The organism is Luteibacter sp., assembly GCF_051958795.1.
In the GTDB taxonomy this organism is placed as follows: domain Bacteria; phylum Pseudomonadota; class Gammaproteobacteria; order Xanthomonadales; family Rhodanobacteraceae; genus Luteibacter.
Map to the genome: position 1 here is coordinate 1 of NZ_JBQCFT010000144.1, position 11,819 is coordinate 11,819.

Genomic DNA, 11,819 nt, shown 5'->3' on the forward strand with positions numbered 1-11,819 from the left:
GGGGGGGGGCGGGGGGGGGGGGGGGTGGTTGTCCCCCCACCCCCCCGGCCCCCCCCCCCCGCTCCCACAGTTGTATTGGGCTTTCCTCAGCCCACCCGCGAGCCCTTACGCCGGCAGGTGGGTCTTCAGCGCCTTGACCAGCTCTTCTTCCTTGATCGGCTTGACCACGTAATCCTTCGCGCCATGGCGCAGGCCCCACACCTTGTCGGTGTCCTGGTCTTTCGTGGTGACCAGGATGATGGGAATGTGCTTGGTGGTCTCTTCCTTGCTGATGGTGCGGGTGGCCTGGAACCCGTTGAGGTTCGGCATGACCACGTCCATCAGGATAAGGTCCGGCAGCTCGCGCTTGGCGGCTTCAACGCCGGCCGCGCCGTCTTCCGCCGTAAGCGCCTCATGGCCCAGCTTCTCGACGATGCGCTTGATGCCCAGGAGCTGCGACGGCGAATCGTCGACGATCAGGATACGAGCCATTCAGTGATTCCCCCGGGCCATGCCCGATTATTTTCTTTGAAGCGGCCGCGCTCCGGCGGCCGCCGCGTGTCTTCCGGCGACGATAATCCGTCGCGCGTGTAGCCTTTGGCGATGGCCCATTCTACCGGCCCTCCGCCTTGTATCAATGGTGTAACGGCCGAAACCTGCCTGCGCAGGCAGTTAGCCCCCGATCTTTACCACGGTGCGGCCGAACGACCCGCCGGAAAGCATGGTCTCGAACACGCTGGCCACGTCCTCCAATGCCACTTCCTTCGTGCAGATCGTGTCCAGGTGCCTTGGCTTCCACTCACCAGCCAGGCGGCGCCACACCTCGTCGCGGATATCCCGGGCCGTGCCGGCGGATGCCACCCCCAGCACGCTCACGCCGCGGATGATGAAGGGCATGACGGTGGTGGGCAGCTCCGGGCTGCCCGCCAGGCCGCAGATGGCCGCATTGCCGTAGGGCGCGATCATGGGCAGGAAGCCGGCCAGCATGCTGCCGCCGACGTTATCCAGCATGCCGCCGTACCTGGCGGAATCCATGGGCTTGCCGCTGAAGGCCAGCTGGTGGCGATCGATGCACTCCACCGCGCCGATACTGCGCAGGAAGTCGAACTGAGTCGGCTTGCCGCTGACCGCATGCACCTGGAAACCGGCGCGCGTGAAGATATCGACGCCGAGCATGCCTACGCCGCCCGTGGCGCCCGTGATGGCGATCGGGCCCATCTCCGGTCGCTGGCGATTATCCAGCATGCGGAGCAGGGCGAGGGCCGCGGTGAACCCGGCCGTGCCCAGGATCATGGCCTCACGCGTGCTGAGCGTGCCGGGCAGGGGGATGGTCACTGCCGCCGGCAGGCGGGTGTATTCGCCATAGCCGCCATCGCGTGTCTCGGAAAGGCCGCTGCCGGTCGCCAGCACCTTGTCGCCTTCGCGGAAGGCCGGGTCGGTGGAGGCGACCACCGTGCCGGCGACATCGATGCCGCCGTTCAGCGGGTACTGGCGGAGGATCTTGCCCTTGCCGGTACCGGCGAGGGCGTCCTTGTAGTTCACCGAGGAGTATTCGGCCTTGACCAGGACTTCGCCGGGGGAGAGGGCGCCGGTGTCCATGGTGGTCATGCCAGCGCGGTAGCCGCTGGCATCGTTGTCAATCCGGAACGCCTGCATGGTTGGCATGGATGCGTCTCCCGCGCAAAAGGGCTGCGTTGTAGGAGCCCACCCTGTGGGCGACATTAGTCGCCGCACCGCGCAGGCCCTGTAGCGTTATCGCGAACGGCGTCGCCCACAGGGTGGGCTCCTACGGCGCGTCGCGTCTAGACAGATTCCTTGGTGATCCACTTCGGGGTGTAGGTGGATTCGTAGGTTTTCATCCAGTCGAATACGGCGTCGATGCTGTCGCCGAACCAGACCTGGTCGCGCTGTACCTGCTTCACGAAACCCTCGGCGACCATGTGGTCCATGCTTGCGGCGAGGCCCTTGTAGAAGCCGAGCACGTCGAGAAACGCGCACGGGTAGGTGTGCAGGCCGAGCTGGGCCCAGGTGAGCATCTCGAACATTTCATCCATGGTGCCGAAGCCGCCGGGCAGGGCGACGAACGCATCGGAGAGTTCGTACATGCGCGTCTTGCGCTCGTGCATGGTCTCGACGACGTGCAGTTCGGAGAGGCCGGTGTGGGCTACCTCCTTTTCCACGAGCTGGCGCGGGATCACGCCGATAACGCGCCCGCCGGCCGCGACGACCGCGTCGGCGACGGTGCCCATGAGGCCGACCTTGCCACCGCCGTAGACGAGGGCGATGTTTTCCTTCGCCAGGCGGGTGCCGAAGGCGCGGGCGACTTCGGTGTATTCCGGCCGCGTACCGCTGCTGGAGCCGCAGTAAACGCAGAGGGCTTTGATATCACGCATGGTTCTAATCCGGAAACGAAAAAGCCCGCCCATGCTACTCGCATGGGCGGGCTTTGTTCACCCGGGCTTAGTTGCCCTTGTGGATGGCGCGCTTGTCGACCGAGAGGGCCGCTTCGTGCACCACTTCCGACAGCGCCGGGTGGGCGTGGACGATGCGGGCCAAGTCTTCCGACGAACCCTTGAACTCCATCGCCACGACGCACTCGTGGATCAGCTCGGAGACGACCGGGCCGACCATGTGCACGCCGAGGATGCGATCGGTTTCGGCGTGGGCGATCATCTTCACCTGGCCGATGCCTTCGTTCATGGCGACAGCGCGGCCGTTGGCAGCGAAGGGGAAGGCGCCCGTCTTGTAGGGGATGCCCTCTTCCTTGAGCTGCTCTTCGGTCTTGCCGACCCAGGCGATTTCCGGCTCGGTGTAGATGACCCAGGGCACGGTATCGAGGTTGACGTGGCCCGGCTTGCCGGCGATGAGCTCGGCGACCATGACGCCTTCTTCCGAACCCTTGTGGGCGAGCATCGGGCCGCGGACGGCATCGCCGATCGCCCAGACGCCGTCGACGCCGGTGTGGTTGTGCTCATCGACCACGATGCGGCCGCGCTCGTCGAGCTTCACGCCGGTGTCGTCGGCCAGCAGGCCGGCGGTGTAGGCGCGGCGGCCCACGGCCACCAGCAGCTTGTCGACGACCAGCGACTGCGCGTTGCCGTCCTTGTCGGTGTAGCCGACGTGGACTTCATCGCCCTTCACTTCGGCCGAGGTGACCTTGGCGTTGACCTTGATGTCGAGGCCCTGCTTGGCGAACTCGCGCGCGGCCATCTTGGCGATGTCCTGGTCGGCCACCTGCAGGAACTTCGGCAGGGCTTCGAGCACGGTGACTTCGGCGCCGAGGCGCTTCCACACGCTGCCCAGCTCCAGGCCGATGACGCCCGCGCCGATCACGCCCATGCGCTTCGGCACGGCGGTGAGATCCAGCGCGCCGGCGTTGTCGATGACGTGCTTGTTATCGAACTTCGCGAACGGCAGCTCGATGGGCACCGAGCCCGAGGCGAGGATGACGTTGGTGGCGGAGATCTTCTGCACCGAGCCATCGTTGCCGGTGACTTCGACTTCGTTGCCCTTCAGCAGCTTGCCCTTGCCGAAGAACGACGTGATCTTGTTCGCCTTGAACAGCATCGTCACGCCGCCGGTGAATTGCTTGACGATCTTGTCCTTGCGGCCGATGAACGTGTCGATATCGATCTTCGGGTTATCCACGGTGATGCCGTGGTCCTTGAAGTTGTGCGTCAGGTTGTGGAACTGCTTGGACGAATCCAGCAGCGCCTTCGACGGGATGCAACCGACGTTGAGGCAGGTACCGCCCAGGGCGGCCTTGCCGTCCTTGCCCACGAAGGCGTCGACCACGGCGGTCTTCAGGCCCAGCTGCGCGGCGCGGATCGCGGCCACATAGCCCGCGGGGCCGGCACCGATGACGATGACGTCGAACTTGTCGCTCATAGCTCTTGCTCCGGATGTTGCTGGCGGTAGGTTGGCTACCACCCAATATGGGGTCGGAACATGAAAACGGGAGCCTCTCGACTCCCGCCTTCACATCTGGCGTTAACCGACCATCAAAGGCCGAGCAGCATCCGCTGCGGGTTTTCCAGCTGGTTCTTGATGTCGACCAGGAACAGCACGGCGTCGCGGCCATCGATGATCCGGTGGTCGTACGACAGGGCGATGTACATCATCGGGGCGGCCACCACCTGGCCGTTTTCGACGACCGGGCGCTCCTTGATCGTGTGCATGCCCAGGATGGCGCTCTGCGGCGGGTTCACGATGGGGGTGGAGAGCAGCGAGCCGAAGGTGCCGCCATTGGTGATGGTGAAGGTGCCGCCCTGGAGGTCATCCAGGCCGAGCTTACCGTCACGCGCCTTCTTGGCGTAGCCGATGATGCCCTTCTCGACGTCGGCGAACGACATGTCCTGCACGTCGCGCAGCACCGGGGTCACGAGGCCCTTGTCGGTCGACACGGCGATCGAGATGTCCTGGTAGCCGTGGTAGATGATGTCCGAACCATCGACCGAGGCATTGATCACCGGGTAGCGCTTGAGCGCTTCCGTGGCGGCCTTCACGAAGAAGCTCATGAAGCCCAGCTTCACGCCGTTGGCCTTTTCGAACTGCTCGCCCAGGGCCTTGCGCAGCTTGACGACCTCGGCGAGGTTCACTTCGTTGAACGAGGTGAGCATCGCGATCGAGTTCTTCGACTGCATCAGGCGCTCGGCGATGCGGGTGCGGATGCGGGTCATCGGCACGCGCTCTTCCGGACGCGAACCCGGGGTGGGCTTGGCGGCGGGTGCGGCTGCGGCAGCCGGAGCGGCCGGGGCGCTGCCGCCCTTGCCGGCGTTGACCAGGTCTTCCTTGGTCACGCGGCCGTCGCGGCCGGTGCCGGCGACCTTGGACGGGTCGATGTTTTCTTCCACGGCGACGCGGCGGCCGGCCGGCGAGAGTTCGTCCACGCCCTTCGGCGCTTCAGCCTTCTCGGCCTTCGGGGCTTCGGCGGCGGCAGCAGCCGGAGCCGGGGCAGCGGCGGCCGGGGCGGGCGCGGCAGCGGCGGCGCCTTCCTCGATCACGGCGATGACCTGGCTCGAGGTCACGGTGGAACCTTCCTCGAACTTGATTTCCTTCAGCACGCCGTCGACCGGCGCCGGGACTTCGAGCACGACCTTGTCGGTTTCGAGGTCCAGCAGGTTTTCGTCGCGCTTGACCGCGTCGCCGGCCTTCTTGTGCCAGGTGGCGATGAGCGCGTCGGAGACCGACTCGGGCAGGACCGGGACTTTGACTTCGATGGACATGCTTGCCTTACTCCGCTGCGTGATCGGTGCCGACGGGCGCGACGAGCGCCTGCTCGACGAGGGCCGCCTGTTCGGCGAGGTAGGTATTGAGATGGCCCGGGGCCGGCGAGGGCGAGCGCGAGCGTCCGGCATAGGACAGGCTCTGCTTCGACCCGATGCAGGCCTGCAGGTGGTGACGGATCTGGAACCACGCACCCTGGTTCATCGGCTCTTCCTGGCACCAGACCACTTCCTTGGCGGAGGGGTACTTTTCCAGTTCGAGCGAGACTTCCGGACGCGGGAACGGGTACAGCTGCTCGACGCGCACGATGGCGACGTCGGTGATGCCCTTCTTGTCGGCCTCTTCGAGCAGGTCGTAGTAGACCTTGCCCGAGCACAGCACGACGCGCTTGACCTTCTTGGCCTGCAGGTCGCGGTGCTCGCCGATCACGAGCTGGAACTTGCCGTTGGCCAGTTCATCCAGCGAGGACACGGCCAGCTTGTGGCGCAGCAGCGACTTCGGCGTCATGACGATCAACGGCTTGCGCACCGGGCGCACCTGCTGGCGGCGGATCATGTGGAACGCCTGGGCCGGCGTGGTCGGCACGCAGACCTGCATGTTGTCCAGCGCGCACAGCTGCAGGAAGCGCTCGAGGCGGGCGGAGGAGTGCTCCGGACCGGCGCCTTCCTGGCCGTGCGGGAGGAGCAGGGTGAGGCCGCACAGGCGATCCCACTTGGCTTCGCCCGAGCTGATGAACTGGTCGATCACGACCTGGGCGCCGTTGGCGAAATCGCCGAACTGGCCTTCCCAGATGGTGAGCTGGTCCGGCGAGGTCGTGGCTTCGCCGTACTCGAACGCCATGACGGCTTCTTCGGAAAGCAGCGAGTCGATGACGTCGACGCGGGCGTCTTCACGCACGTGGGCCAGCGGCATGTAGGTGTCGTCGCTGTTCTGGTCGTGCAGCACCGCGTGGCGGTGGAAGAACGTGCCACGGCCGGCATCCTGGCCGACGATGCGCAGGTCGTTGCCTTCGGCGATCAGCGTGGCGTAGGCGAGGTTCTCGGCGAAGCCCCAGTCACCCGGGAGCTCGCCGGCAGCCATCTTGCGGCGGTCGTCGTAGATCTTGGCGACGCGGGCGTGCAGGGCGACGTCCGACGGCACCTTGAGGATCGTATCGAGCACCTTGGCCAGCTTGTCGCGCGGCACGCCGGTGTCGACGTCCATCGACAGCGAGTTGCCGATGAAGCGGGTCCAGTCGACCGGGATATCGCGCTGCGGGTTCGGATCGATCGAGATCAGCGAGGCGCCCTTCTCGAGGCGGCCGCGGTAATCGTCGAGCATCTTCTGGCCGTCGTCGGCGCCGATGGTGGTGTCCTTCACGAGCGCCTGCGCGTAGAGGTCACGCGTGGTCGGGCGCTTGCGGATGATCTGGTACATGAGCGGCTGCGTCGCCGCCGGCTCGTCGGCCTCGTTGTGGCCGTGGCGGCGGTAGCAGACGAGGTCGATGACCACGTCCTTCTTGAACTGCTTGCGGAACTCGTAGGCCAGGCGGGTGACCTGGATCACGGCTTCCGGGTCGTCGCCGTTCACGTGGAACACCGGCGCGTTGACCATCTTGGCGAGGTCGGTGCAGTACAGGGTTGAGCGGGAGTCTTCACGCTTGGACGTCGTGAAGCCCACCTGGTTGTTCACCACCATGTGCAGGGTGCCGCCGATGGCGAAACCGCGCGCCTGCGACATCTGCAGGAGCTCCATGTTGACGCCCTGGCCCGCGAAGGCGGCGTCGCCGTGGATCAGCAGGGCGAGCGACTTCTCAAGCGCGGTATCGCGGCGGCGACCCTGGCGGGCATGCACCGAGCCGGCGACCACCGGGTTGACGATTTCCAGGTGCGACGGGTTGAACGCCAGCGCGACGTGCACGCCACCGTTCGGGGTCTTTACGTCGGCCGAGAAGCCCATGTGGTACTTCACGTCGCCCGTGTGCATCGGGCTGTCGTCGTGCTCGAACTTGCCTTCGAACTCGTTGAACAGCTGGGCCGGGGCCTTGCCGAGGATGTTCACCAGCACGTTCAGGCGGCCGCGGTGGGCCATGCCGATGATGATTTCCTTCATGCCGTTGTCGCCGGCGGCGCGGACGACATCGTCCACCATCGGGATCAGGCTGTCGCCGCCTTCGAGCGAGAAGCGCTTCTGGCCGACGTACTTGGTGTGCAGGTAGCGCTCGAGGCCTTCGGCCGCGGTCAGCGCCTCGAGCACACGAATTTTCTCACCCTTCTGCAGGCCCGGGTTGCCCGCGGCCTTTTCCAGGCGCGAGTAGATCCAGATGCGCTGGTCGAAATCGGCGATGTACATGAACTCGGCGCCGACCGTACCGGTGTAGATCGCCTTCAGCTTCGCCCACAGGTCGCGCAGCGTCATGCGCTGGCCGCCACCGGCGAAGGTGCCGCAATCGAATTCGGTGTTCAGGTCCGCATCGGAGAGGCCATGGAAGGCCAGGCCGAGGTCCGGGGCGTCGACGTCCGGGGCGGTGAGGCCGAGGGGGTCGAGCTTGGCGGCGAGGTGGCCGCGCGAGCGGTAGGCGGTCAGCAGGCGGAGGACGCCGGCCTGTTTCTGCGCGTAGGCGTTGTCGGCCGGGGCGGCGACCGTCGCGGCGCCTGCGGTGCGGCGCTGCTTCTGGGCGGCTTCGATGCGGGCGATGGCGCCGGAATGGGCGACGTCACCGGCCTCGCGGCCCTTGAACGATTTGAAATAGGCATCCCATTCGGCAGGGACGCTGCCGGAATCGGAAAGCCACGCCTCGTAGATCTGCTCTACGTAGTCGGCGTTGCCGCCGGCGAGTTGGGAAGATTCGGAAAACTCGCGGATCAGATTTGCGCTCACGTCACCACCGGCAAACACGGAAAGGGCGGGCTGTCGCGGGTGCTGGGGAATACTCGCCCGCGGCAAAGAATTCGTTAAGTATAGCCCCGTGACATTGCGCCGCGCCAAGCTTTTTGCCGTATGTCTGAGATATCAAATACCCAATGGTCTGATTTCCCAGGCCGGCTCCGCCCGCTCCCATACTTCATCGAAATACGCAGTCAAACGGCCTGTTTCACCGGGGGCATCGAGTGACCCGTCGGCATCGAAGCGCAGGGCCACGGGCCTGAACAGATACGCACTGGTGTCATCCGTGGTGAAGGCCGATGCGTAGCGCAGGTGGGTTTCGTCCGTGGGTACGCGGATGCTGACCGCCGTAGGCAGGCGCTGGGCGAGGGCCACCAGCCGGTGGCTCTCGCGGTGGGCGCGGTTCGCGTCGTGGGTGAGGATGCGGATCCGGGCCTGGCGGCCACTGGTCGCCAGCCGGCGCAGCTCGGTGTGAACCGCGTCACTTTCCAGGACGCCCGCGTCCATCACCGGCAGGTAGATCGACGCCCGGTAGCGGGCGCCGGAGAGCAGGCGGACATGGGCGGCGTCCAGACCGGCCCGGTCCTGCGCCACGAGAGCCATGTCCGCCGGGCCGGTCACCGGCGGCGGCCCTTGCGGATGCCGAGGTGGCCGTCGTTGACCAGGGCCAGCATCACGGCCTTGCCCGCGGCACCCGGCGCCTTGTCAAAGGCAAGTTCGCGTGCGCCCGACAGGGCCTCCGCCAGCTCGGTCGGGCACTCGTAGGCCGTGCCGCTGATGTACAGCGTGGCGTCCTTCTTCCCGCGGATCCAGGCGAGGCGGGCGAACGGGTGGCGTACGAACACAGACCCGGCTTCGATGGCCTTGTCCAGCGCCGCGGCCGTGGTGGCTTTCGGCGGCGGGGCCGCTTCCTGGGCGTTGCGGTAGCGGGTGATGAAGCGGCCGAACCAGTCGGCCAGCAGGTCGCGGTCAAGCGCGGCCGCGAAGGGCAGGGCCTGGCGCAGGCGGTTCAGTGCGGCCGTATCGATCTCGCCCGCGCGCTTGGCGGGAGCGAGGTCCGGATCGGTGTAGCGGAGTTCTTCCGGCATGCGCTCGGCCAGGAAATCCGCCAGGTCGCCGGTGAGTTCGGCCTGCGAGGGCGCACGCATGCCGACGGAGAGCGTCATGCAATCGCCCAGGGCCACGCCGTCGTGCGGGACGCCCGGCGGCAGGTACAGCATATCGCCCGGCTCGAGCAGCCATTCGTTGGTCGGCTCGAACGTCTTCAGCTGCTTGAGCTCCACGTCATCGCGGAAATCCAGCGGGGCGTCCGGGTCGGTGCTGATCGCCCAGTGGCGCTGGCCGAGGCCTTGCAGCAGGAATACGTCGTACTGGTCGACGTGGGCACCCACGCCGCCGCCATCCTCGGCGTACGAGATCATGATGTCGTCGACCCGCCAGGTCGGCAGGAAGCTGAAGGTATCGAGCAGGGCGGCCACGTCGGCATCCCACTTGTCGACGTCCTGCACCAGCAGGGTCCAGTCACGCTTCGGGGTTTTGCCGAATTCGGCCTCGCTGAAGGGGCCGGTCTTCACCGTCCACTTGTCGCGCTTCTCGTCATGGATGATCAGGCGGGCCAGCACGCCTTCCTCGCAGGCCAGGCCAGCCAGGTCGTTCGGCTCGATCGGCGCCTCGAAATCGGGGAAGGCATTGCGGATAAGTAGCGGCCGCTTCTGCCAGTAATCGCGCAGGAACTGCGTCGTGCTCATGCCGAGCGGCTGCGAAGCCGAACCACGGACTTCGAGGGGGAGGGGTTTATGCGTGGGGGTCTTGATAGCCATGGGCGGGATTGTATCCGCCGCGACCTCCCGCGCATCACGACCCGGCGCATTTTTGTAGGAGCCCACCCGGTGGGCGACGTCGTTCGCGGTAATGCAACAGGGCCGCTTGGCCTGGGGCGAAACACGTCGCCCACAGGGTGGGCTCCTACGACGGCTGGGCGGCTGTAGATCGCCTTGGCGAGCTTGTCGGCCACGCCGATGTACGTGGCGGGAGTCAGCTCGGCGAGGGCCTTCTTGGCTTCGGCCGGCATGTCGAGGCCGTCGATGAAGGCGCGCATCGAGTCCTTCGTGATGCCCTGGCCGCGGGTGAGGGCCTTGAGCTGCTCGTACGGTTCCGGCAGGCCATAGCGGCGCATGACGGTCTGTACGGCTTCGGCGAGCACCTCCCAGCTGTTGTCGAGGTCGGCCGCGATGCGGTCGGCGTTGACGTTGAGCTTGCCGAGGCCCTTCATCAGCGACTCCAGCGCGACCAGCGAATGGCCGAACGCGGTACCGAGCGCACGCAGCACGGTGGAGTCGGTGAGGTCGCGCTGCCAGCGGCTGATCGGCAGCTTCTCGGCGAAGTGGCCGAGCAGGGCGTTGGCGAGGCCGAAGTTGCCTTCGGCGTTTTCGAAGTCGATCGGATTGACCTTGTGCGGCATGGTCGAGGAACCGACTTCGCCCGACTTCAGCGCCTGGCGGAAATAGCCCAGCGAGATGTAGCCCCAGATATCGCGGGCCAGGTCGATCAGGATGATGTTGATGCGACGGAGCACGTCGGCGAACTCGGCGATGCCGTCGTGCGGTTCGATCTGCGTGGTGTACGGGTTGAACGTGAGGCCGAGGCCTTCGACGAAGCCCGACGCCAGCACCGGCCAGTCGACCGCCGGGTAGGAGATGACGTGCGCGTTGTAATTGCCGACGGCGCCGTTGATCTTGCCCGGGATCTCGATCGCAACGAGCTGCTTGCGCTGGCGCTCCAGGCGCGCAACGACGTTCGCGAGTTCCTTGCCCATGGTGCTCGGCGAGGCCGTCTGGCCGTGCGTGCGCGAAAGGAGCGACAGGCCGGCGAACTCATGCGCCATGGCGCGCAGCTTGCCGATCACCTGGTCGAGCGACGGCAGCAGCACGTTTTCGCGGGCATCGCGCAGCATCAGGGAGTAGGCGAGGTTGTTGATGTCTTCGCTGGTGCAGGCGAAGTGCACGAATTCCTTGGCCTGCGCGAGTGCAGGATCGTTGCCGATCTTTTCCTTGATGAAATACTCGACCGCCTTGACGTCGTGATTGGTCGTGGCTTCGATCGCCTTGATCCGCTCGCCGTCATCGACCGAGAAATCGTTGGCGATGGCTTCGAGGCGGGCGACGGAAGCGGCCGGGAATTCCGGCAGCTCGACGATGCCCGGGTGGCGGGCCAGGGCCAGCAGCCAGTGGATCTCCACGTGCACGCGGCGGTGCATCAGGCCGAACTCGCTGAAGATGGGGCGCAGGGCACCCGACTTGGCGGCGTAGCGGCCGTCCAGCGGCGAAAGGGCGGTCAGCGTGGCGTGGGACATGGGCTTAGGTCCTGGGAAGCGAGAAGCGGGGCAGCCGGTGATTATACCCGGGCGGGCCGCGGGCGGCCCCCGGGCGCGATGACGGATTAACGGGAAAAGGTCTATCGTGATGGGGCTCCCACAACCCGGATTCCCCCGCAATGACCAAGTTTCGTACTGAACGCGACAGCATGGGCGAGTTGAAGGTGCCCGCCAAAGCCCTCTACGGGGCGCAGACCCAGCGGGCCGTGGATAATTTCCCGGTCTCCGGGCTGACCATGCCGCGGGAATTCATCCGGGCCCTGGGCCTGGTCAAGGCGGCGGCCGCCGAGGCCAACGTCAAGCTTGGCCAGCTCGACAAGGCCACCGCCAAGGCCATCCGCGCCGCCGCCGACAAGGTCGCCGCGGGCGAGGTCGA

At 66.3% G+C, this 11,819-nt stretch carries 9 protein-coding genes and 1 pseudogene; 1 reads left to right on the forward strand and 9 read right to left on the reverse strand.

All coding sequences use genetic code 11. The features are described 5' to 3' along the window. Positions 1-105: 105 nt before the first annotated feature. From pilH to purB, 9 genes and pseudogenes are all read right to left on the reverse strand, one after another. On the reverse strand, positions 106-471 hold the full coding sequence (gene pilH, locus ACTHLF_RS07855; protein ID WP_440326342.1) for a twitching motility response regulator PilH: 366 nt from the start codon (positions 469-471) through the stop codon (positions 106-108). 180 nt (positions 472-651) lie between these two features. Further along, the gene (locus ACTHLF_RS07860; protein ID WP_440326344.1) at positions 652-1,644 is read right to left on the reverse strand and encodes an acrylyl-CoA reductase family protein; all 993 of its coding nucleotides are present in this window, start codon (positions 1,642-1,644) and stop codon (positions 652-654) included. Positions 1,645-1,781: 137 nt separating this feature from the next. After that, positions 1,782-2,372 (reverse strand): TIGR00730 family Rossman fold protein, encoded by a 591-nt coding sequence (locus ACTHLF_RS07865; RefSeq protein ID WP_440326346.1) that lies wholly within the window; start codon positions 2,370-2,372, stop codon positions 1,782-1,784. A 67-nt stretch (positions 2,373-2,439) separates the two neighbouring features. Beyond that, complete coding sequence (lpdA, locus tag ACTHLF_RS07870; protein ID WP_440326348.1) at positions 2,440-3,867, reverse strand: dihydrolipoyl dehydrogenase; 1,428 nt, start codon at positions 3,865-3,867, stop codon at positions 2,440-2,442. Between the two features lie 113 nt (positions 3,868-3,980). After that, positions 3,981-5,204: a 2-oxoglutarate dehydrogenase complex dihydrolipoyllysine-residue succinyltransferase gene (odhB, locus tag ACTHLF_RS07875; RefSeq protein ID WP_440326350.1), complete on the reverse strand. Its 1,224-nt coding sequence runs from the start codon at positions 5,202-5,204 to the stop codon at positions 3,981-3,983. Between the two features lie 7 nt (positions 5,205-5,211). Further along, a complete protein-coding gene (locus ACTHLF_RS07880; protein ID WP_440326352.1) occupies positions 5,212-8,064 on the reverse strand; it encodes a 2-oxoglutarate dehydrogenase E1 component in 2,853 nt (950 codons plus the stop codon). Between the two features lie 132 nt (positions 8,065-8,196). Continuing rightward, positions 8,197-8,673 carry a hypothetical protein gene (locus ACTHLF_RS07885; protein WP_440326354.1) on the reverse strand — a complete coding sequence of 159 codons (477 nt, stop codon included), beginning with the start codon at positions 8,671-8,673 and terminating at the stop codon, positions 8,197-8,199. Between the two features lie 14 nt (positions 8,674-8,687). Next, positions 8,688-9,890, reverse strand: a complete 1,203-nt coding sequence (locus tag ACTHLF_RS07890) for a JmjC domain-containing protein (protein WP_440326356.1) — start codon at positions 9,888-9,890, stop codon at positions 8,688-8,690. Between the two features lie 167 nt (positions 9,891-10,057). Continuing rightward, a pseudogene (gene purB / locus ACTHLF_RS07895) lies at positions 10,058-11,422 on the reverse strand (adenylosuccinate lyase); the annotation flags it as partial. Positions 11,423-11,562: 140 nt separating this feature from the next. Here purB and ACTHLF_RS07900 point away from each other — a divergent pair. Next, positions 11,563-11,819 (forward strand): lyase family protein (locus ACTHLF_RS07900; protein ID WP_440326358.1); only part of this gene is annotated, 257 nt, incomplete at its 3' end.